Annotated in this window: 21 protein-coding genes; 13 read left to right on the plus strand and 8 right to left on the minus strand. The window is 60.1% G+C overall.

Translation table 11 applies throughout. The features are described 5' to 3' along the window. Nucleotides 1–78 precede the first annotated feature (78 nt). From lptB to AC1D1M_RS15635, 5 genes are read right to left on the minus strand one after another with little or no spacing between them, the layout of a single operon-like run. Nucleotides 79–804 carry an LPS export ABC transporter ATP-binding protein gene (lptB, locus tag AC1D1M_RS15615; protein ID WP_007970262.1) on the minus strand — a complete coding sequence of 242 codons (726 nt, stop codon included), beginning with the start codon at nucleotides 802–804 and terminating at the stop codon, nucleotides 79–81. Beyond that, nucleotides 804–1,352: a lipopolysaccharide transport periplasmic protein LptA gene (lptA, locus tag AC1D1M_RS15620; protein ID WP_277534601.1), complete on the minus strand. Its 549-nt coding sequence runs from the start codon at nucleotides 1,350–1,352 to the stop codon at nucleotides 804–806. The genes lptB and lptA overlap by 1 nt, the downstream gene beginning before the upstream one ends. Continuing rightward, nucleotides 1,339–1,911, minus strand: a complete 573-nt coding sequence (lptC, locus tag AC1D1M_RS15625; RefSeq protein ID WP_046040050.1) for an LPS export ABC transporter periplasmic protein LptC — start codon at nucleotides 1,909–1,911, stop codon at nucleotides 1,339–1,341. The genes lptA and lptC overlap by 14 nt, the downstream gene beginning before the upstream one ends. Nucleotides 1,912–1,918: 7 nt before the next feature. Continuing rightward, nucleotides 1,919–2,443 (minus strand): KdsC family phosphatase, encoded by a 525-nt coding sequence (locus tag AC1D1M_RS15630; protein WP_007970265.1) that lies wholly within the window; start codon nucleotides 2,441–2,443, stop codon nucleotides 1,919–1,921. Continuing rightward, nucleotides 2,443–3,417 carry a KpsF/GutQ family sugar-phosphate isomerase gene (locus tag AC1D1M_RS15635; protein WP_477776343.1) on the minus strand — a complete coding sequence of 325 codons (975 nt, stop codon included), beginning with the start codon at nucleotides 3,415–3,417 and terminating at the stop codon, nucleotides 2,443–2,445. The genes AC1D1M_RS15630 and AC1D1M_RS15635 overlap by 1 nt, the downstream gene beginning before the upstream one ends. A 275-nt stretch (nucleotides 3,418–3,692) precedes the next feature. Here AC1D1M_RS15635 and AC1D1M_RS15640 point away from each other — a divergent pair, with 275 nt between their 5' ends. The 10 genes from AC1D1M_RS15640 (at nucleotide 3,693) to hisC (ending at nucleotide 11,643) form a co-directional block, all read left to right on the plus strand. Beyond that, nucleotides 3,693–4,502, plus strand: coding sequence for an ATP-binding cassette domain-containing protein (locus tag AC1D1M_RS15640; protein WP_007986707.1), 810 nt, complete (start codon nucleotides 3,693–3,695; stop codon nucleotides 4,500–4,502). Then, nucleotides 4,502–5,299 (plus strand): lipid asymmetry maintenance ABC transporter permease subunit MlaE, encoded by a 798-nt coding sequence (gene mlaE / locus AC1D1M_RS15645; RefSeq protein ID WP_477776344.1) that lies wholly within the window; start codon nucleotides 4,502–4,504, stop codon nucleotides 5,297–5,299. Before AC1D1M_RS15640 ends, mlaE begins: the two co-directional genes overlap by 1 nt. After that, nucleotides 5,299–5,766, plus strand: a complete 468-nt coding sequence (mlaD, locus tag AC1D1M_RS15650; RefSeq protein WP_007970271.1) for an outer membrane lipid asymmetry maintenance protein MlaD — start codon at nucleotides 5,299–5,301, stop codon at nucleotides 5,764–5,766. The genes mlaE and mlaD overlap by 1 nt, the downstream gene beginning before the upstream one ends. 11 nt (nucleotides 5,767–5,777) lie before the next feature. Beyond that, the gene (locus AC1D1M_RS15655) at nucleotides 5,778–6,431 is read left to right on the plus strand and encodes an MlaC/ttg2D family ABC transporter substrate-binding protein (protein ID WP_477776345.1); all 654 of its coding nucleotides are present in this window, start codon (nucleotides 5,778–5,780) and stop codon (nucleotides 6,429–6,431) included. After that, entirely contained in the window at nucleotides 6,428–6,733 is a 306-nt protein-coding gene (locus AC1D1M_RS15660; RefSeq protein WP_477776346.1) for an STAS domain-containing protein, read from the plus strand. Before AC1D1M_RS15655 ends, AC1D1M_RS15660 begins: the two co-directional genes overlap by 4 nt. A gap of 114 nt (nucleotides 6,734–6,847) precedes the next feature. Further along, nucleotides 6,848–7,087: a BolA family protein gene (locus AC1D1M_RS15665; protein ID WP_008046181.1), complete on the plus strand. Its 240-nt coding sequence runs from the start codon at nucleotides 6,848–6,850 to the stop codon at nucleotides 7,085–7,087. 22 nt (nucleotides 7,088–7,109) lie between these two features. Continuing rightward, nucleotides 7,110–8,375, plus strand: coding sequence for a UDP-N-acetylglucosamine 1-carboxyvinyltransferase (murA, locus tag AC1D1M_RS15670; protein WP_223455589.1), 1,266 nt, complete (start codon nucleotides 7,110–7,112; stop codon nucleotides 8,373–8,375). A 125-nt stretch (nucleotides 8,376–8,500) separates the two neighbouring features. Further along, on the plus strand, nucleotides 8,501–9,136 hold the full coding sequence (hisG, locus tag AC1D1M_RS15675; protein WP_008018703.1) for an ATP phosphoribosyltransferase: 636 nt from the start codon (nucleotides 8,501–8,503) through the stop codon (nucleotides 9,134–9,136). A gap of 126 nt (nucleotides 9,137–9,262) precedes the next feature. Beyond that, nucleotides 9,263–10,588 (plus strand): histidinol dehydrogenase, encoded by a 1,326-nt coding sequence (gene hisD / locus AC1D1M_RS15680; protein ID WP_477776347.1) that lies wholly within the window; start codon nucleotides 9,263–9,265, stop codon nucleotides 10,586–10,588. Between the two features lie 2 nt (nucleotides 10,589–10,590). Further along, nucleotides 10,591–11,643: a histidinol-phosphate transaminase gene (gene hisC / locus AC1D1M_RS15685; protein WP_477776348.1), complete on the plus strand. Its 1,053-nt coding sequence runs from the start codon at nucleotides 10,591–10,593 to the stop codon at nucleotides 11,641–11,643. 123 nt (nucleotides 11,644–11,766) lie between these two features. Here the strand turns inward: hisC and algW are convergent, their stop codons facing one another. Then, nucleotides 11,767–12,927, minus strand: coding sequence for a Do family serine endopeptidase AlgW (gene algW, locus AC1D1M_RS15690; protein WP_477776349.1), 1,161 nt, complete (start codon nucleotides 12,925–12,927; stop codon nucleotides 11,767–11,769). Between the two features lie 103 nt (nucleotides 12,928–13,030). On the opposite strand from algW, the gene AC1D1M_RS15695 reads away from it, so the two are divergent. The 3 genes from AC1D1M_RS15695 to cysN all read left to right on the plus strand — a co-directional run bounded on the left by AC1D1M_RS15695 (nucleotide 13,031) and on the right by cysN (nucleotide 16,775). Next, on the plus strand, nucleotides 13,031–13,789 hold the full coding sequence (locus AC1D1M_RS15695; protein WP_008046198.1) for a Nif3-like dinuclear metal center hexameric protein: 759 nt from the start codon (nucleotides 13,031–13,033) through the stop codon (nucleotides 13,787–13,789). Between the two features lie 160 nt (nucleotides 13,790–13,949). Next, nucleotides 13,950–14,867, plus strand: coding sequence for a sulfate adenylyltransferase subunit CysD (cysD, locus tag AC1D1M_RS15700; RefSeq protein ID WP_008046199.1), 918 nt, complete (start codon nucleotides 13,950–13,952; stop codon nucleotides 14,865–14,867). 9 nt (nucleotides 14,868–14,876) lie between these two features. Further along, a complete protein-coding gene (gene cysN / locus AC1D1M_RS15705; protein ID WP_477776350.1) occupies nucleotides 14,877–16,775 on the plus strand; it encodes a sulfate adenylyltransferase subunit CysN in 1,899 nt (632 codons plus the stop codon). 152 nt (nucleotides 16,776–16,927) lie between these two features. Here cysN and AC1D1M_RS15710 read toward each other — a convergent pair whose 3' ends face one another. Together AC1D1M_RS15710 and pta are read right to left on the minus strand one after the other, a co-directional pair. Then, nucleotides 16,928–17,830, minus strand: coding sequence for an acyltransferase (locus AC1D1M_RS15710; RefSeq protein WP_477776351.1), 903 nt, complete (start codon nucleotides 17,828–17,830; stop codon nucleotides 16,928–16,930). Next, the gene (gene pta / locus AC1D1M_RS15715; protein WP_477776352.1) at nucleotides 17,831–19,930 is read right to left on the minus strand and encodes a phosphate acetyltransferase; all 2,100 of its coding nucleotides are present in this window, start codon (nucleotides 19,928–19,930) and stop codon (nucleotides 17,831–17,833) included. Between the last annotated feature and the right edge of the window lie 49 nt (nucleotides 19,931–19,979).

Genomic DNA, 19,979 nt, shown 5'->3' on the forward strand with positions numbered 1-19,979 from the left:
CTAGAGCACTGTAACAATAAAAAAGAGTTGTTTTTTATCGAGACAAGCGCTCGTCGACCAGTCTGGCACCTCGGTGTCCTACAGGCGGAATTCGTGGCCCAGATACACTTCCTTCACAAGGTCGTTGGCCAGGATGGTTTCAGCGTCGCCTTCGGCGATCAGTTGACCGTCATTGACGATATAGGCGGTTTCACAGATATCCAGGGTTTCACGAACGTTGTGGTCGGTGATCAGCACGCCAATGCCCTTGGCCTTGAGGTGGTAGATGATCTGCTTGATGTCGCCGACCGAAATCGGGTCCACGCCGGCGAAGGGTTCGTCGAGGAGGATGAATTTCGGGTTGGTGGCCAGGGCGCGGGCGATTTCCACGCGACGGCGCTCACCACCGGACAGACTCATGCCGAGGTTGTCGCGGATGTGGCTGATGTGGAATTCCTGCAGCAGGCTTTCCAGCTCCTTGCGACGACCGGCCTTGTCGAGCTCCTTGCGGGTCTCGAGGATGGCCATGATGTTGTCGGCCACCGACAGTTTGCGGAAGATCGATGCTTCTTGCGGCAGGTAGCCGATACCGGCCTTTGCGCGACCGTGCATCGGCTGGTGGCTGACGTCCAGGTCATCGATCAGGACGCGGCCCTGGTCGGCTTGCACCAGGCCGACGATCATGTAGAAGCAGGTGGTCTTGCCGGCGCCGTTCGGGCCAAGCAGGCCGACGATCTGGCCGCTGTCGATGGACAAGCTGACGTCACGCACGACCTGGCGGCTCTTGTAGCTCTTGGCCAGATGCTGAGCTTTCAGAGTTGCCATTACTGGGCCTTATTCTCGTCGGTTTTCTTCTTCGGCTGGATCACCATGTCGATACGCGGGCGCGCCTCGGTGACCTTGCTGCCTGTGGCGCGACCGGCGCTGGCGAGCTTCTTGACCGTGTCGTAGACAATTTTCTCGCCCTGGGTGACGTTGTTGTCCTTGTCGACAACTTTTGCCTTGTCAATCAGCACGACCCGGTTTTGTGTGGCGTGATACTGGATGGTCACGCCCCAGCCCTGAACGGGTTTGGTATCGCCAGCGGTTTGCAGTTGCTCGAAGTACGCCAGGTTGCCCACCGATGTCACCACGTCGATGTCGCCAGTCGGGGTGCGGGTGATGGTCACGGTGTTGCCGGTCACCTTCATCGAGCCTTGGGTGATGATCACGTCACCCTTATAGGTAGCAATACCTTGCTTGTCGTCCAGTTGGGCATCGTCGGCCTGAATGCGGATAGGCTGCTGTTGATCTTCCGGCAGAGCCCAGGCACTCACGCTTCCCAGTGCTGCGCCCAGACTGAGCAAAATCGGGAGGGTTTTAACGAGCCTCATACTGTCCTCTTACGTTCGATAGCAGGTGTATCCTGCTTTCTTTCAAATACGCTTTCATTCCCTTGCCAGTCGATACACCGCCAGCGCCGTCGATTCTAACGTCTTGCTCGGTCTGCGCATATTGCTGCTGCGGGAACACGGTCATGCGGGTGCTGGTGATCAGGGTTTTACGGTTTTTCTCGTCGAAGCGCGTGATACGCACGTCATCGATCAGTTCGACCTGTGTGCCGTCAGGGTTGACCTCGCCGTGCAGGCTCTGGACGTGCCACGGGAATTCGGTGCCGCGGAATACATTCAGGTCGGGGTTGGTCAGCAATGTCACCTCGGTCGCTTTCAGGTGCTCGACCTTGTCGGACACCAGATCATATTGCAGCTTGCCGTCCGGCAGGTACTGCACGCTGTGGGCGTTGATGGCGTAATAGTCGATTGCGCTTTCATCGACCGGCGTTACCGGCTTGTCGAGGAAGCGTTCCGGGCTGATGTTCCAGTAGCCGACCGCGGCGAATATCGCTGCGATGCAACTGTACATCAGGGTGTTACGAAACTTTTTGCTCAGCATAGTGGGCTCACAGGTACGCCGCATTGGCCGCATCAAGGCGGTCCTGGGCGCGCAGGATCAATTCGCAGAATTCGCGAGCGGCGCCTTCGCCGCCACGGGCGAGGGTGATGCCGTGAGCGTGTTCACGCACGAAGCTGGCGGCATTGGCCACCGCCATGCCCAGTCCGACGCGGCGAATCACCGGCAGGTCCGGCAGGTCGTCGCCGAGGTAGGCCACCTGTTCATAGCTCAGGTTGAGCTGGGCCAGCAGTTCGTCGAGTACCACCAGTTTGTCTTCGCGACCCTGATACAGATGCGGGATACCGAGGTTCCTGGCTCGCCGTTCGACCACTGGGGTCTTGCGGCCGCTGATGATGGCGGTCTGCACGCCTGCGGCCATCAGCATCTTGATGCCCTGGCCGTCGAGTGTGTTGAACGTCTTGAATTCGCTGCCGTCTTCGAGGAAGTACAGGCGACCATCGGTCAGCACGCCATCGACATCGAACACCGCCAGTTTGATCTGTTTGCCGCGTTGCAGCAGGTCCGCACTCATTACATTACTCCTGCGCGCAGCAAGTCGTGCATGTTCAGGGCGCCGACCGGGCGGTCTTCACGGTCAACCACGACCAGCGCGTTGATTTTATGGTCTTCCATGATTTTCAGCGCTTCGGCGGCGAGCATCTCGGCGCGGGCAGTCTTGCCGTGTGCAGTCATGACCTGGTCGATGGTAGCGCTATGGATGTCGATGCTACGGTCCAGCGTGCGACGCAAGTCACCGTCGGTAAAGATCCCGGCCAGCTTTCCATCGGCTTCCAGGATCACGGTCATGCCCAGGCCCTTGCGGGTCATTTCCATCAGGGCGTCCTTGAGCAGGGTGCCGCGCTGGACCTGTGGCAGTTCCTGGCCTGCGTGCATGACATTTTCCACTTTCAGCAGCAGGCGTCGGCCCAGGGCGCCGCCGGGATGGGAAAAGGCGAAGTCTTCGGCGGTAAAGCCACGGGCTTCCAGCAGCGCGACTGCCAGGGCGTCGCCCATGACCAGTGCGGCGGTGGTCGACGAGGTGGGTGCCAGGTTCAACGGACAGGCTTCGTGCTCGACGTGAACATTCAGGTTGACCTCGGCGGCCTTGGCCAACGGCGAGTCAGGGTTGCCGGTCACGCTGATCAACTGAATGCCCAGGCGCTTGATCAGTGGCAGCAGGGTCACGATTTCATTGGTGGAACCGGAGTTCGAGAGCGCCAGAATGATGTCGTCGCGGGTAATCATGCCCATGTCACCGTGGCTGGCTTCAGCCGGGTGCACAAAAAATGCCGTGGTGCCGGTGCTGGCCAGGGTCGCGGCGATCTTGTTGCCGATGTGCCCCGACTTGCCCATGCCGACCACGACCACGCGGCCTTTGCTGGCCAGAATCATCTCGCAAGCGCGTACGAAATCTGCGTCGAGATGGGGTAGCAGGCCTTGCACGGCTTCTACCTCGAGGCGGATGGTGCGTTGTGCTGATTGAATCAGGTCGCTGGATTGGCTCATGTCAGAAATCGTATAGCCTGATGAAAAGGCGGCGATTATAGCGGTAATGATCGAATCCCTCACGCAAGTTCGTCGCGCATTGTCATTCACTGTTACAGGAACCCTCTAAATGGGGCTTTCAACCGGTCATGCCGTTGAACATGGTTCGGCTTTGGCCTTGGGCGCGCAGCCTTTGCAGTGATATAGTTCGCCGCCAGTTCGGCCTGCCCGGGAGGTATGTGCTTTCGTCAGGAAGCCAGGCGTCCGAGTGAGAGGCTGCATCGCAAGGAGTTTAGATGAGTGCCGATAACGCCTACGCGGTCGAGCTGAAGGGACTGTCCTTCAAGCGCGGTGCGCGCAGCATTTTCAATAATGTCGATATCCGTATCCCGCGTGGCAAGGTCACCGGCATCATGGGGCCTTCCGGGTGTGGCAAGACCACGCTTTTGCGTCTGATGGGCGCCCAGTTGCGGCCCACCAAGGGTGAGGTCTGGGTCAACGGTCAGAACCTGCCAAAACTGTCGCGCAGCGACCTGTTCGATGCGCGCAAGCATATGGGCGTGCTTTTTCAGAGCGGCGCACTGTTTACCGACCTTGATGTCTTCGAGAACGTTGCCTTTCCGTTGCGGGTCCATACGCAACTGCCGGATGAAATGATCCGCGACATCGTCCTGCTCAAACTGCAGGCCGTGGGCTTGCGCGGTGCCATCGAACTGATGCCCGACGAGCTTTCCGGCGGCATGAAGCGCCGTGTTGCGCTGGCCCGGGCGATTGCGCTCGACCCACAGATCCTCATGTACGACGAGCCCTTTGTCGGCCAGGACCCTATCGCAATGGGCGTTCTGGTACGCCTGATTCGTCTGCTCAACGATGCGCTGGGCATCACCAGCATCGTGGTATCCCACGACCTGGCCGAGACCGCGAGCATTGCCGATTACATTTATGTGGTGGGCGATGGCCAGGTGCTGGGGCAGGGGACGCCGGACGAGTTGATGAACTCGGATGAACCGCGCATTCGTCAGTTCATGACCGGCGAACCCGATGGCCCGGTCCCGTACCACTTTCCAGCGACGGATTACCGCGCAGATCTTCTGGGGAAGCGCTGATGCGCAGAATTTCATTGATAGAGCGCGTTCGACGCTTCGGCCAGGCCGGCATCGATGTGCTGGCGGTGTTCGGGCGTTCGAGCTTGTTCCTGTTCCATGCCTTGCTCGGCCGGGGCGGTATCGGTGGCGGCTTCGGGCTGTTGGTCAAGCAGCTGCATTCGGTGGGCGTGATGTCCCTGGTGATCATTGTGGTCTCCGGGGTGTTCATCGGTATGGTGCTGGCGCTGCAGGGCTTCAACATTCTTTCCAGCTATGGTTCGGAGCAGGCCGTCGGGCAGATGGTGGCGCTGACGCTGCTGCGTGAACTGGGGCCGGTGGTGACTGCTTTGCTGTTCGCCGGGCGCGCCGGTTCGGCATTGACTGCCGAAATTGGCAATATGAAGTCCACCGAACAGCTGTCCAGCCTGGAAATGATCGGGGTTGACCCGCTCAAGTACATCATCGCGCCTCGCTTGTGGGCCGGTTTCATTTCCCTGCCGGTGCTGGCGATGATTTTCAGCGTGGTGGGTATCTGGGGCGGCTCGTGGGTAGCTGTCGACTGGCTGGGAGTCTATGAAGGCTCCTACTGGTCGAACATGCAGAACAGCGTGACGTTCGCCGACGATGTGCTCAACGGGATCATCAAAAGTATCGTCTTTGCCTTTGTCGTGACCTGGATCGCCGTATTCCAAGGCTATGACTGCGAACCCACTTCCGAGGGGATCAGTCGTGCCACTACCAAGACCGTTGTGTATGCCTCGTTGGCAGTACTCGGCCTGGACTTTATTCTGACCGCCTTGATGTTTGGAGATTTCTGATGCAAAACCGCACCCTGGAAATCGGTGTCGGCCTTTTCTTGCTGGCTGGCATCCTGGCTTTGCTCTTGTTGGCGTTGCGGGTCAGTGGTCTGTCCCCGACTCCGAGCACCGACACATATAAACTTTACGCCTACTTCGACAATATCGCCGGTTTGACTGTCAGAGCAAAGGTGACCATGGCCGGTGTAACCATCGGCAAGGTCACGGCCATCGATCTGGATCGCGACAGTTTTACCGGTCGGGTGACCATGCAGCTGGAAAAACGCATCGATAATCTGCCGGCGGACTCTACTGCATCTATCCTGACCGCTGGCCTGTTGGGCGAGAAGTACATCGGTATCAGCGTGGGCGGGGAAGACACCCTGCTCAAGGATGGTGGAACCATCCATGACACGCAGTCATCGCTGGTGCTTGAAGACCTGATCGGTAAATTCCTGCTCAATACCGTTAGCAAAGAAGCTAAATGAGGAACTGTTAAATGATCTCTACCTTGCGACGTGGCCTGTTGGTATTGCTCGCGGTGTTTCCGTTGGTGTCCCACGCTGTGGCGTCGCCTTCCGCGCACGATCTGGTACAAGACACCACTAATCGGATGCTGGCCGATCTGGCGGCCAACAAAGAAAAGTACAAGCAGGATCCGAAAGACTTTTATGCGGCGCTGAACAGCATCGTCGGGCCGGTCGTGGATGCCGAGGGCATTTCCAAAAGCATCATGACGGTCAAATACTCGCGCAAAGCCACGCCTGAGCAAATGAAGACCTTTGAAGAAAACTTCAAGAAGGGGCTATTCCAGTTCTATGGCAATGCCTTGCTCGAGTACAACAACCAGGGCATTACCGTTGAACCTGCCAAGGATGAATCGGGAGACCGGACGAGCATTGGCATGACGGTCAAAGGCAGCAGCGGCGCGATCTATCCAGTGTCCTACACGTTGGAAAAGATCAACGGCGAGTGGAAACTGCGTAACGTCATCATCAACGGCATCAACATCGGCAAGCTGTTCCGCGATCAGTTCGCCGATGCGATGCAGCGCAATGGCAATGACCTGGACAAGACCATCAATGGTTGGGCCGGGGAAGTCGCCAAGGCCAAGGAAGCCACCGACAAGAAACCAGGGCAGTCAGCCCAATGAGTGAGTCGGCAGTCCTGATGGACGAAGCGGGCGAGCTGCGACTCAGTGGCGTGCTGGATTACCGCACCGGCCCTGGCCTGCGCGAGCAGGGCAAAGCGCTGATCAAGGCCAGCAAGGCCGCGGCGCTGGTGGTCGATTGCTCGGCGGTGACCAAGTCCAGCAGTGTCGGTTTGTCGTTGCTGCTGTGCTTCATCCGCGATGCGCAGGCGGCCGGCAAGGCCCTGAGCATCCGTGGGATGCCGGAAGACATGCGTGAAATCGCTCAGGTCAGCGAGATGACCGAGCTGTTGGCGCACCCCTGACACGCATCTATAAAGAAGCCCCCCGTCCGAGTCCTGCTTGGCGGGGTTCGCAGGCGCGGGGCTTTTTTGTATGATGTCCGACCCGCGCGCACAGGGCGCCGATTGAGGTTTAGCATGCAGGCCAATGAAGTTAAGAGCTTTCTTGAAGGAAAGCTGCCCGGAACGAAAGTAGAAGTCGAGGGCGAAGGCTGCAATTTCCAGCTGAACGTGATTAGCGATGAACTGGCGGCATTGAGCCCGGTCAAGCGTCAGCAGCAGGTCTATGCCCATTTGAACCCGTGGATCGTCGATGGCAGCATCCATGCGGTCACTATGAAATTTTTCAGCAGCGCGGCCTGGGCCGAGCGCACCTGAGCCCAAGGGCGTCGAGATTCTTATGGATAAATTGATTATTACCGGTGGCGTTCGTCTTGATGGCGAAATCCGCATCTCCGGGGCAAAGAACTCTGCCCTGCCGATCCTGGCTGCCACCTTGCTGTGCGATGGCCCGGTGACCGTGGCCAACCTGCCGCACCTGCACGACATCACCACTATGATCGAGCTGTTCGGCCGCATGGGCATTGAACCGGTGATCGACGAGAAACTCTCCGTCGAAATCGACCCGCGCACCATCAAGACCCTGGTCGCACCGTACGAACTGGTTAAAACCATGCGTGCGTCGATTCTGGTACTGGGCCCGATGGTTGCCCGTTTCGGTGAAGCCGAAGTCGCCTTGCCCGGCGGTTGCGCCATCGGTTCGCGTCCGGTTGACCTGCACATCCGTGGCCTGGAAGCCATGGGCGCGGTCATTGACGTCGAAGGCGGCTACATCAAGGCCAAGGCGCCTGAAGGCGGCCTGCGCGGTGCGCACTTCTTCTTCGATACCGTCAGTGTGACCGGTACCGAAAACATCATGATGGCCGCGGCCCTGGCCAAAGGCCGCAGCGTCCTGGCTAACGCCGCGCGCGAGCCTGAAGTGGTCGACCTGGCGAACTTCCTGAACGCCATGGGCGCCAAGGTTTCCGGCGCCGGCACCGACACCATCACCATTGATGGCGTCGAGCGTCTGCACACCACCACTTACAAGGTGATGCCGGACCGTATCGAAACCGGTACCTACCTGGTTGCCGCTGCCGTGACCGGCGGCCGCGTGAAGGTCAAGGACACCGATCCGACCATCCTCGAAGCTGTTCTGGAAAAGCTCCGTGAGTCCGGTGCCGAAATCACCTGTGGCGAAGACTGGATCGAGCTGAACATGCACGGTAAGCGTCCGAAAGCCGTCAACGTGCGGACCGCTCCGTACCCGGCATTCCCGACCGACATGCAAGCACAGTTCATCTCCCTCAACGCCATTGCCGAAGGCACGGGCGCTGTGATCGAGACGATCTTCGAAAACCGCTTCATGCACGTCTACGAGCTGCACCGCATGGGCGCCAAGATCCAGGTCGAAGGCAATACTGCCATCGTTACCGGCACCGAGAAACTCAAGGGTGCGCCAGTGATGGCGACCGACCTGCGTGCTTCGGCCAGCCTGGTGATCTCGGCCCTGATCGCCGACGGCGACACGCTGATCGACCGCATCTACCACATAGACCGTGGCTACGAGTGCATCGAAGAAAAACTGCAGATGCTGGGCGCCAAGATCCGTCGCGTTCCGGGCTAGTACCTGCTGCATGGGCATAAGGACATGCCCGTTGATTTGTTGAAGTCGAGCCGTTTTCGGCTCGATGTGTGTCCGGCGCCATTTGCGACCGGGCATGAGTACCTTGATAAGGACTGACGTTTCCCATGTTGACCATCGCACTGTCCAAGGGCCGCATCCTTGACGACACCCTGCCGCTTCTGGCTGAAGCGGGCATCGTGCCGACCGAGAATCCGGACAAGAGCCGCAAGCTGATCATTCCCACGACCCAGGAAGATGTACGCCTGCTGATCGTGCGTGCCACCGATGTGCCGACCTATGTCGAACATGGTGCTGCCGACCTCGGTGTCGCCGGTAAAGATGTGCTGATGGAATATGGCGGCCAGGGCCTGTACGAGCCACTGGACCTGCAAATTGCCCAGTGCAAGCTGATGACTGCCGGCAAGGTCGGCGCGGTCGAGCCCAAGGGCCGTCTGCGGATCGCCACCAAGTTCGTCAACGTTGCCAAGCGTTATTACGCTGAACAGGGTCGTCAGGTCGACATCATCAAACTGTACGGCTCGATGGAGCTGGCACCGCTGATCGGCCTTGCCGACAAGATCATCGACGTGGTCGACACCGGTAACACGCTGCGGGCCAACGGCCTGGAGCCACAGGATTTCATTGCTGCCATCAGCTCCCGGCTGATCGTCAACAAAGCTTCGATGAAGATGCAGCACGCCCGTATCCAGGCGTTGATCGACACCCTGCGCAAGGCAGTGGAGTCTCGACACCGCGGCTGATTCACCTGCGCGACCTTGAGTCGCGCCCGTCTATCCGCCTCATAGCCAGAATTCTCAGGTGCCCAAGCGGAAACGACTGCTAAGTTAGGGCGCCTGAGTTTTTGCCATTCCTATGAGGCTCTCGCTATGACCGCACTGACTGCAATTCGCCGACTCAACGCTGCTGACCCGGATTTCGCGCATCATCTGGATCATCTGCTGAGCTGGGAAAGTGTGTCTGACGACTCGGTCAATCAGCGGGTGCTGGACATCATCAAGGCCGTGCGTGAGCGTGGCGACGCGGCACTGGTGGACTTTACCCGCCAGTTCGACGGCCTGGACGTGAAGTCCATGGCCGACCTGATCCTGCCGCGCGAACGTCTGGAGCTGGCGCTGACCCGCATCTCCGTGGCCCAGCGCGAAGCCCTGGAAGTCGCCGCGGCTCGTGTGCGCAGCTACCACGAAAAACAGAAGCAGGACTCCTGGAGCTACACCGAGGCCGACGGCACCGTGCTGGGCCAGAAAGTCACGCCGCTGGACCGCGCCGGTCTGTACGTGCCGGGCGGCAAGGCGTCGTACCCGTCGTCGGTGCTGATGAACGCGATTCCAGCCAAGGTCGCTGGTGTCACCGAAGTGGTCATGGTCGTTCCGACCCCACGCGGTGAAATCAACGAACTGGTACTGGCCGCTGCCTGCATCGCCGGCGTCGACCGCGTGTTCACCATCGGCGGCGCTCAAGCCGTTGCTGCATTGGCTTACGGCACCGAAAGCGTGCCGAAGGTCGACAAGGTGGTCGGCCCGGGCAACATCTATGTGGCTACCGCCAAGCGCCACGTGTTTGGCCAGGTCGGAATCGACATGATCGCTGGCCCTTCGGAAATCCTCGTGGTGTGCGACGGCCAGACCGATCCGGACTGGATCGCCATGGACCTGTTCTCCCAGGCCGAGCACGACGAAGACGCCCAGGCCATTTTGGTCAGCCCCGACGCCGGGTTCCTCGACAAGGTCGCCGCCAGTATCGCCAAGCTGATGCCGACCATGGAGCGTGCCGCGATTATCGAAACCTCGATCAATGGCCGTGGTGCACTGATCAAGGTGCGTGACATGGAGCAGGCCATCGAAGTGGCCAACCGCATCGCGCCGGAGCACCTCGAATTGTCCGTTGCCGATCCTCACGCCTGGCTGCCGCAAATCCGCCACGCCGGCGCGATCTTCATGGGCCGTCACACGTCCGAAGCCCTGGGTGATTACTGCGCAGGCCCGAACCACGTGTTGCCAACCTCCGGCACCGCCCGTTTCTCCTCGCCGCTGGGTGTGTACGACTTCCAGAAACGTTCGTCGATCATCTTCTGTTCCGAGCAGGGCGCTTCCGAGTTGGGCAAAACCGCTTCCGTGCTGGCCCGTGGCGAGTCGCTGACCGCGCACGCCCGCAGCGCCGAATACCGCATCATTGACGAACAAAAGGGGAACTGAACATGAGTAAATTCTGGAGCCCGTTCGTCAAGAATCTGGTGCCTTACGTGCCGGGCGAGCAGCCAAAGCTGGCAAAACTGGTGAAGCTCAACACCAACGAAAATCCGTACGGTCCATCGCCGAAAGCCTTGGCTGCGATGCAAACCGAACTCAATGACAATCTGCGCCTGTACCCGGACCCAAATAGCGATCTGCTGAAGAACGCGGTCGCCAAATACTACGGCGTGCAGAGCAATCAGGTGTTCCTCGGCAACGGTTCCGATGAAGTGCTGGCGCACATCTTCCACGGTTTGCTGCAGCACGATCAGCCGCTGCTGTTCCCGGACATCAGCTACAGCTTCTATCCGGTCTACTGCGGGTTGTACGGCATCAAGTTCGACGCGGTGCCGCTGGACGAGCAATTCCAGATCAACCCGGCGGACTACGCCAAGCCGAACGGCGGGATTATTTTCCCCAACCCGAACGCGCCGACCGGCTGCCTGTTGGCGCTGGAAGCGGTGGAGCAGATTCTCAAGGCCAGCCCGGATTCGGTGGTCGTGGTGGACGAGGCTTACATCGATTTCGGCGGCGAGACGGCAATCACGCTGGTCGATGATTATCCGAACCTGCTGGTGACCCAGACCCTGTCCAAGTCCCGTTCCCTGGCCGGTCTGCGGGTTGGCCTGGCGGTCGGGCATCCGGACCTGATCGAGGCGCTGGAGCGGATCAAGAACAGTTTCAACTCCTATCCGCTGGATCGCATGGCGAATGTCGGCGCTGCCGCGGCGTTCGAGGATCGCGAGTATTTCGACAAGACCTGCCGGTTGGTGATCGAGAATCGCGAGAAGGTCGTTGCACAGCTAGAGGAGAAGGGGTTTGAAGTGCTGCCATCGGCGGCGAACTTCATTTTCGCCCGTCACCCGCAACATGATGCGGCGGGCCTTGCGGCGAAGCTGCGTGAGCAGGGCGTGATCGTCCGGCACTTCAAGCAGGAGCGGATTGCCCAGTTCCTGCGGATCTCCATCGGCACGCCAGAGCAGAATCAGGCGCTGATCGACGGCCTCGGCGACCTCTAAAACCAGGCACGACCCTGTGGGAGCGAGCTTGCTCGCGATGGCGGCCTGACAGTCAACAATGATGTTGAAWGTTATGGCCTCATCGCGAGCAAGCTCGCTCCCACAGTAGTTTTGGGCGCTACGTTACTCTTCTTCTTTATCCTTGACCGGAGCCGGCGGCGGACGCAGGCCGACTTCCGCGGTCAGCTTTAGCTCCTTGCCGTTGCGCATCACCTCGATCGCGACCTTGTCGGTCGGCTTGATCCGCGCCACCTGATTCATCGAGCGACGGCCATCACCGGCCGGTTCGCCATCGATGGCAAGAATCACATCACCCAGTTGCAGGCCGGCCTTCTGTGCCGGACCGTCGCGGAAAATTCCCGCCACGACAATGCCCGGACGCCCGGACAAGCCGAACGATTCGGCCAGTTCCTGGGTCAGCGGCTGCACTTCGATACCCAGCCAGCCACGAATCACTTGGCCGTGCTCGATGATCGACTTCATCACTTCCATCGCCAGCTTCACCGGGATCGCGAAACCAATGCCCTGGGAGCCCCCGGACTTGGAAAAGATCGCCGTGTTGATGCCGGTCAGGTTGCCGATGGCATCCACCAGCGCACCGCCTGAGTTGCCGGGGTTGATCGCCGCATCGGTCTGGATGAAGTCTTCGTAGTTGTTCAGGCCCAGTTGGTTGCGCCCGGTGGCGCTGATGATGCCCATGGTCACGGTCTGGCCGACGCCGAACGGGTTGCCGATGGCCAATGCAACGTCGCCGATGCGGATGTTGTCGGAACGCCCCACGGTGATCGACGGCAGGTTTTTCAGATCGATTTTCAGAACCGCGAGGTCAGTCTCCGGGTCGCTGCCGATCACCCGTGCCAGGGTTTCCCGGCCGTCCTTGAGCGCCACCACGATCTGGTCGGCGCCGCTGGTCACGTGGTTGTTGGTCAGGATGTAGCCTTCCGGGCTCATGATCACACCGGAACCGAGGCTCGACTCCATGCGTTTCTGCTTGGGCGAGTTATCGCCGAAGAAGCGACGGAACTGCGGATCTTCGAACAACGGATGGTTGGGTTTGTTGATGACTTTGGTGGTGTACAGGTTCACCACCGACGGCGCCGCGGTGGATACCGCTTCGGCATAAGACACCGGGCCCTGCTGCATGCTGGTGGTTTGCGGCGCTTGTTGCAGATTGACGTCGAGGCTCGGGAGCCCGACCCACTGCGGGTAACGCTGGATTATCAAAAGAGCGACAAGCACGCCGGCCAACAGCGGCCAGCCGGAAAAACGCAGCGCCTTGAGCATTAAGCACTTCCTGAGAGAGTTGCAGGCGGAATGAGACCGCTCATAATGACGCGCATTATACGAGGCCGCACGCGCCTCTGAACGGGATATTTAGGAGTCTTTCATGGCCGTCGCCCTGAGCACCCTGGTCGAAGAAGCCGACCGTTACCTCAACAGCGCCAAAATCGCCGATTACTGCCCCAACGGCTTGCAAGTCGAAGGCCGTCCGCAAGTGATGCGCATTGTCAGTGGCGTCACCGCCAGCCAGGCCTTGCTCGACGCTGCCGTGGAAGCCAATGCCGACCTGGTGCTGGTGCACCATGGCTACTTCTGGAAAGGCGAGAACCCGTGCATCACCGGCATGAAACAGCGCCGCTTGAAGACCCTGCTCAAGCACGATATCAGTCTGTTGTCCTATCACCTGCCGCTGGACCTGCACCCGGACGTCGGCAATAACGTGCAGCTCGCGCGGCAGCTCGACATCACTGTCGAAGGTCCGCTGGACCCGGACAACCTGAAGATTGTCGGCCTGGTCGGCTCGCTGAATGAACCGATGATGCCCCGGGATTTCGCCCGCCGCGTCCAGGAAGTGATGGGGCGTGAGCCGCTGTTGATCGAAGGCAGTGCAATGATCCGCCGCGTCGGCTGGTGCACCGGCGGCGGCCAGGGTTACATCGATCAGGCCATTCTGGCCGGCGTCGATCTGTACCTCAGCGGCGAGGCTTCCGAGCAAACCTTCCACAGTGCCCGGGAAAACGACATCAGCTTCATCGCCGCCGGTCACCATGCCACCGAGCGCTACGGCGTTCAGGCGCTGGGGGATTATCTGGCGCGGCGCTTTGCGCTGGAGCACATCTTCATCGATTGCCCGAATCCGATTTGAATCAACCTGCTCCCACAGAGGCTTCCGCGCCCAAACAGGCAGGCATATTCATATGCTCTTTCGATCTAGTTGGTGTCCTGATTAGAAGAGGTCGCTGTGCTAGGATCCCCGCTCGAACACGGCCCGCTGGCCGTTCATAAGAAAGCTTTCGTGAGTAGCCATGGTCGACAAACTGACGCATCTGAAACAGCTGGAGGCGGAAAGCATCCACATCATCCGCGAGGTGGCCGCCGAGTTCGACAACCCGGTGATGCTGTACTCCATCGGTAAAGACTCCGCCGTGATGCTGCATCTGGCACGCAAGGCGTTCTTCCCGGGCAAGCTGCCGTTTCCGGTGATGCACGTCGACACTCGCTGGAAATTCAAGGAGATGTACAGCTTCCGCGACAAGATGGTCGCCGAGCTGGGCCTCGACCTGATCACCCACGTCAACCCGGACGGCGTGGCGCAGGACATCAACCCGTTCACCCACGGCAGCGCCAAGCACACCGACATCATGAAGACCGAGGGCCTGAAGCAGGCACTCGACAAGTATGGTTTCGACGCAGCATTCGGCGGCGCCCGTCGCGATGAAGAGAAATCCCGCGCTAAAGAGCGTGTGTACTCGTTCCGCGACAGCAAGCACCGTTGGGACCCGAAGAACCAGCGTCCCGAGCTATGGAACGTCTACAACGGCAAGGTCAACAAGGGCGAGTCGATCCGCGTCTTCCCGCTGTCGAACTGGACCGAGCTGGACATCTGGCAGTACATCTACCTGGAAGGCATCCCGATCGTCCCGCTGTACTTCGCCGCCGAGCGTGAAGTCATCGAGAAGAACGGCACGCTGATCATGATCGACGACGAGCGCATCCTCGAGCACCTGAGCGATGAAGACAAAGCGCGCATCGTCAAAAAGAAAGTGCGTTTCCGTACCCTTGGTTGCTACCCGTTGACGGGCGCGGTGGAGTCCGAGGCCGAAAGCCTCACGGACATCATTCAGGAAATGCTCCTGACGCGAACTTCCGAGCGCCAGGGCCGTGTCATCGACCACGATGGCGCCGGCTCGATGGAAGACAAAAAACGTCAAGGTTATTTCTAAGGGGCTGTCATGTCGCATCAATCTGATTTGATCAGCGAGGACATCCTCGCCTACCTGGGCCAGCACGAACGTAAAGAGCTGCTGCGCTTTTTGACCTGCGGTAACGTCGACGACGGCAAGAGCACCCTGATCGGGCGCCTGCTGCACGACTCCAAGATGATCTACGAAGATCACCTGGAAGCGATCACCCGCGACTCGAAAAAAGTCGGCACCACCGGCGAAGACATCGACCTGGCGTTGCTGGTCGACGGCCTGCAGGCCGAGCGCGAGCAGGGCATCACCATCGATGTCGCGTACCGCTATTTCTCCACCGCCAAGCGCAAATTCATCATCGCCGACACCCCTGGCCATGAGCAGTACACCCGCAACATGGCCACCGGTGCTTCCACCTGTGACTTGGCGATCATCCTGGTCGACGCCCGTTACGGCGTGCAGACCCAGACCCGTCGCCACAGCTTCATCGCCTCGTTGCTGGGCATCAAGCACATCGTTGTGGCCATCAACAAGATGGACCTCAAGGACTTCGATCAGGGCGTGTTCGAGTCGATCAAGGCCGATTACCTGCAGTTCGCCGAAGGCTTGAAGATGAAGCCCACCACGATGCACTTCGTGCCGATGTCGGCGCTGAAGGGCGACAACGTGGTGAACAAGTCCGAGCGTTCGCCGTGGTACACCGGTCAGTCGCTGATGGAAATTCTCGAGACCGTGGAAGTGGCGGGCGATCGCAACTTCACCGACCTGCGTTTCCCGGTGCAGTACGTCAACCGTCCGAACCTGAACTTCCGTGGCTTCGCCGGTACGCTGGCCAGCGGCATCGTCAAGAAAGGCGACGAAGTCGTGGTGCTGCCGTCGGGCAAGAGCAGCCGCGTGAAGTCCATCGTCACCTTCGAAGGTGAGCTTGAGCACGCAGGCCCGGGTCAGGCAGTCACGCTGACCATGGAAGACGAAATAGATATCTCCCGTGGCGATCTGTTGGTTCACGCCGACAACGTGCCGCCGGTGACCGACAGCTTCGAGGCGATGCTGGTGTGGATGGCTGAAGAGCCGATGCTGCCGGGCAAGAAATACGACATCAAGCGCGCCACCAGTTACGTGCCGGGCTCTATCGCCAGCATCGTCAACAAGGTCGACGTGAACACCCTGGAAGAAGGTCCGGCCAGCGCGTTGCAGCTCAACGAAATCGGCAAGGTCAAGATCGCGCTCGATGCGCCGATCGCCCTCGACGGTTACGACAGCAACCGCACCACCGGCGCGTTCATCATCATCGACCGCCTGACTAACGGCACCGTTGGCGCGGGAATGATCGTCGCCCAGCCTGTGGCTCACGGCAGCTCCACGCACCACGGCAAACTGGCTCACGTCGCCACCGAAGAGCGTGCACAGCGCTTCGGCCAGCAACCGGCCACCGTGTTGTTCAGCGGCTTGTCGGGCGCGGGCAAAAGCACCCTGGCGTATGCGGTTGAACGCAAGTTGTTCGACCTGGGCCGTGCGGTGTTCGTACTCGATGGCCAGAACCTGCGTCACGACCTGAACAAAGGTCTGCCACAGGATCGCGCCGGGCGTACCGAGAACTGGCGTCGTGCCGCGCACGTTGCGCGTCAGTTCAACGAGGCTGGTCTGCTGACCCTCGCTGCGTTCGTTGCGCCGAGTGCCGAAGGTCGTGAACAGGCCCGGGAACTGATCGGCAAGGAACGTCTGCTGACGGTCTACGTCCAGGCTTCGCCGACCGTCTGCGCCGAGCGTGATCCGCAAGGCCTGTACGCAGCGGCCGGGGATAACATCCCGGGCGAGTCCTTCCCGTACGACGTGCCGCTGGATGCCGACCTGGTGATTGACACCCAGTCTGTGTCGCTGGAAGAAAGTGTCAAGCAAGTGCTGGCTCTGCTGCGTGAGCGTGGGGCGATCTAAACCTTAGCCGTAAATGAAAAACCCGCCGATGAGTAATCACCGGCGGGTTTTTTGTGTCTTTCAGATCGTCAAAAGATCGCAGCCTTCGGCAGCTCCTACATTGGTTCGGCGTACATCCTGTAGGAGCTGCCGAAGGCTGCGATCTTTTGATCTTAAATCTGCGGATACTCGCGATGCATCTGCGCAAGCAGAGCATCCTTGTCCTGCCACAACTGGTTGATCCAGCCCTGAAACTGCAGGCGGTATTCGCCATCCTGGTCATAGTTCTTGCCAATGAATTGCGGCGGAATCTTCAGCTCTTCAAAGTGCACCACTACGTCCGCAACGTTCCCGCACAACAAATCCCAAAAACCAGGTCGCCCGGTGGGGTAGTGGATGGTCACGTTGATCAGGGATTCAAGCTGCTCGCCCATCGCATCCAGCACAAAGGCAATGCCGCCGGCCTTGGCCTTGAGCAGGTACCTGAAGGGTGACTGCTGTTGCTTGTGCTTGCCCACGGTGAAGCGCGTGCCTTCGACGAAGTTGAAAATGCCCACCGGGTTGTCGCGGAATTTCGCACAGGTCTTGCGCGTGGTTTCCAGGTCCTTGCCTTTCTTCTCCGGGTGCTTCTCCAGATAGGCCTTGGAGTAGCGCTTCATGAACGGAAAGCCCAGCGCCCACCAGGCCAGACCGATCACCGGGACCCAGATCAGCTCCTGCTTGAGAAAGAACTTCAACGGTTGAATGCGCCGGTTGAGCACGTATTGCAGCACCAGGATGTCGACCCAGCTCTGGTGGTTGCTGGTGATCAGGTACGAGTGCTGATAGTCGAGACCTTGCAGGCCGCTGATGTGCCACCGTGTACGGCGCACCAGGTTCATCCAGCCTTTGTTGAGGCTGATCCAGGCTTCGTGGGTATGACTCATCAGCCAGCCCGCGAGACGCTGGGTGAAGGCGAACGGCAATACCTTGACGAGTGCTACGCAGAACAGGAACGAGCAGAGCAATATCGTGTTCAGTGCCAACAGCAGCGCGGCGATCACGCCGCGCAACGGAGCGGGTAGAAAATCCAGCATTTACACATCCATAGGTCGGTTGGCTGCCTGGATCGCGGTCAGGGCGATGGTGTAGACGATGTCATCGACCTGCGCGCCGCGCGGCAAATCGTTCACCGGCTTGCGCAGGCCTTGCAGCATCGGCCCGAGGCTGACGCAGTCGGCGCTGCGCTGCACGGCTTTGTGGGTGGTGTTGCCGGTGTTGAGGTCGGGGAACACGTAAACCGTGGCACGACCGGCCACCTGACTGTTCGGCGCTAGTTGCCGGGCCACGCTTTCGTTGGCGGCGGCGTCGTACTGCAGGGGGCCGTCGATCAGCAGCGAGTGCTGTTGTTCGTGGGCGAGCAGAGTCGCCTCGCGGACCTTCTCGACTTCTTCGCCGCTGGCCGACTCGCCGCTGGAGTAGCTGATCATCGCCACCCGTGGCGTGATGCCGAAGGCGGCGGCCGAGTCAGCGCTTTGCAGGGCGATCTCGGCCAGTTCGCTGGCGCTTGGGTGCGGGTTCATCACGCAGTCGCCGTAGACCAGCACCTCTTCCGGAAACAGCATAAAGAACACCGACGACACCAGGGTGCAGCCCGGCGCGGTTTTAATCAGCTGAAGGGCCGGGCGGATGGTGTTGGCGGTGGTGTTGATCACGCCCGAGACGAGGCCGTCGACTTCATCCAGAGCCAGCATCATGGTGCCGATCACCACGGTGTCTTCCAGTTGTTGCTCGGCCATCGGCGCATTGAGGCTTTTGCTTTTGCGCAGCGCGACCATCGGCTCGACGTAACGCTCACGGATCAAGTCCGGGTCGATGATTTCCAGGCCTGGTGGCAACTCGATACCCTGGGCGCGTGCGACGGCCTGCACGTCCTCGGGCTTGGCCAGCAATACACAGCGAGCGATGCCGCGGGCCTGGCAGATCGCGGCGGCCTGCACGGTCAGCGGCTCGCTGCCTTCGGGCAATACGATGCGCTTGTTGGCCGCCTGGGCGCGCTGGATCAATTGATAGCGGAACACCGCTGGCGACAAACGCATCTCGCGCGGTGTACCGCAGCGCTGATGCAACCAGTTGGCATCGAGGTGGCTGGCGATGAAATCGGTGATGATTTCAGCGCGCTCGCGGTCGTCGATGGGGATTTCCTTGTTCAGGCCATTGAGTAGGTTGGCGGTGTCGTAGGAGCCAGTACTCACCGACAGCACCGGTAACCCGGCCTGCAGGGCGCCGCGGCACAGGTCCATGATGCGTGGGTCGGGCAGGGTGTCGCTGGTCAGCAGCAGACCGGCCAGCGGCACGCCGTTCAATGCCGCGAGGCTGACGGCGAGGATGATGTCGTCGCGGTCGCCGGGGGTCACCACCAGCACGCCGGGCTTGAGCAACTCCACGGTGTTGCGCATGGTGCGGGCGCAAATGATGATTTTGGTCATGCGCCGGGTTTCATAATCACCGGCGTTGAGCACTTGCGCACCCATCAGGTCAGCGACGTCGCGGGTGCGCGGGGCGTTCAGTTCCGGCTGGAACGGAATGCAGCCGAGCAGGCGGAAATCGCCGCTGCGCAGCAACGGCGAATGCTCCTTCAGGCGCGTGGCGAAAGCCTCCATGCTTTCGTCGGTCTTGACCTTGTTGAGGATCACACCAAGGACTTTCGGGTCCTTCGGGCCGCCGAACAATTGCGCCTGCAACTCGACGCGGCCGGAGAGTTCGGTCAGCACTTCGTTTTCCGGCGCCGAGACCAGGATCACCTCGGCGTCGAGGCTCTTGGCCAGGTGCAGGTTGACCCGCGCGGCGTAACTGGCGCTGCGGGTCGGCACCATGCCTTCGACGATCAGCACGTCCTTGCCGATGGCCGCCTGCTGATAAAGGGCGATGATTTCTTCGAGCAATTCATCGAGCTGGCCGTCGCCGAGCATGCGCTCGACATGGGCCAGGCCCAGTGGCTGAGGTGGCTTCAAACCGTGGGTACGCGCCACCAGTTCGGTGGAACGTTCCGGGCCCGTGTCGCCCGGATGCGGCTGGGCAATCGGTTTGAAAAAACCGACCTTGAGGCCGGCGCGCTCAAGGGTGCGCACCAGCCCGAGGCTGATGGAGGTCAGACCCACACCAAAATCGGTGGGCGCGATAAAAAAAGTTTGCATGCGGATTCTCTGAAGGAGCATGGCAATGGTGTCAGCTTATATTTGGCCG

This window comes from Pseudomonas sp. P1_F7, assembly GCF_056405655.1.

Excerpts from the sequence above, each read along its gene's own strand:
- lptB (WP_007970262.1), bottom strand. The coding sequence starts at position 804 with ATGGCAACTCTGAAAGCTCAGCATCTGGCCAAGAGCTACAAGAGCCGC.
- lptA (WP_277534601.1), bottom strand. The coding sequence starts at position 1,352 with ATGAGGCTCGTTAAAACCCTCCCGATTTTGCTCAGTCTGGGCGCAGCA.
- lptC (WP_046040050.1), bottom strand. The coding sequence starts at position 1,911 with ATGCTGAGCAAAAAGTTTCGTAACACCCTGATGTACAGTTGCATCGCA.
- AC1D1M_RS15630 (WP_007970265.1), bottom strand. The coding sequence starts at position 2,443 with ATGAGTGCGGACCTGCTGCAACGCGGCAAACAGATCAAACTGGCGGTG.
- AC1D1M_RS15635 (WP_477776343.1), bottom strand. The coding sequence starts at position 3,417 with ATGAGCCAATCCAGCGACCTGATTCAATCAGCACAACGCACCATCCGC.
- AC1D1M_RS15640 (WP_007986707.1), top strand. The coding sequence starts at position 3,693 with ATGAGTGCCGATAACGCCTACGCGGTCGAGCTGAAGGGACTGTCCTTC.
- mlaE (WP_477776344.1), top strand. The coding sequence starts at position 4,502 with ATGCGCAGAATTTCATTGATAGAGCGCGTTCGACGCTTCGGCCAGGCC.
- mlaD (WP_007970271.1), top strand. The coding sequence starts at position 5,299 with ATGCAAAACCGCACCCTGGAAATCGGTGTCGGCCTTTTCTTGCTGGCT.
- AC1D1M_RS15655 (WP_477776345.1), top strand. The coding sequence starts at position 5,778 with ATGATCTCTACCTTGCGACGTGGCCTGTTGGTATTGCTCGCGGTGTTT.
- AC1D1M_RS15660 (WP_477776346.1), top strand. The coding sequence starts at position 6,428 with ATGAGTGAGTCGGCAGTCCTGATGGACGAAGCGGGCGAGCTGCGACTC.
- AC1D1M_RS15665 (WP_008046181.1), top strand. The coding sequence starts at position 6,848 with ATGCAGGCCAATGAAGTTAAGAGCTTTCTTGAAGGAAAGCTGCCCGGA.
- murA (WP_223455589.1), top strand. The coding sequence starts at position 7,110 with ATGGATAAATTGATTATTACCGGTGGCGTTCGTCTTGATGGCGAAATC.
- hisG (WP_008018703.1), top strand. The coding sequence starts at position 8,501 with ATGTTGACCATCGCACTGTCCAAGGGCCGCATCCTTGACGACACCCTG.
- hisD (WP_477776347.1), top strand. The coding sequence starts at position 9,263 with ATGACCGCACTGACTGCAATTCGCCGACTCAACGCTGCTGACCCGGAT.
- hisC (WP_477776348.1), top strand. The coding sequence starts at position 10,591 with ATGAGTAAATTCTGGAGCCCGTTCGTCAAGAATCTGGTGCCTTACGTG.
- algW (WP_477776349.1), bottom strand. The coding sequence starts at position 12,927 with ATGCTCAAGGCGCTGCGTTTTTCCGGCTGGCCGCTGTTGGCCGGCGTG.
- AC1D1M_RS15695 (WP_008046198.1), top strand. The coding sequence starts at position 13,031 with ATGGCCGTCGCCCTGAGCACCCTGGTCGAAGAAGCCGACCGTTACCTC.
- cysD (WP_008046199.1), top strand. The coding sequence starts at position 13,950 with ATGGTCGACAAACTGACGCATCTGAAACAGCTGGAGGCGGAAAGCATC.
- cysN (WP_477776350.1), top strand. The coding sequence starts at position 14,877 with ATGTCGCATCAATCTGATTTGATCAGCGAGGACATCCTCGCCTACCTG.
- AC1D1M_RS15710 (WP_477776351.1), bottom strand. The coding sequence starts at position 17,830 with ATGCTGGATTTTCTACCCGCTCCGTTGCGCGGCGTGATCGCCGCGCTG.
- pta (WP_477776352.1), bottom strand. The coding sequence starts at position 19,930 with ATGCAAACTTTTTTTATCGCGCCCACCGATTTTGGTGTGGGTCTGACC.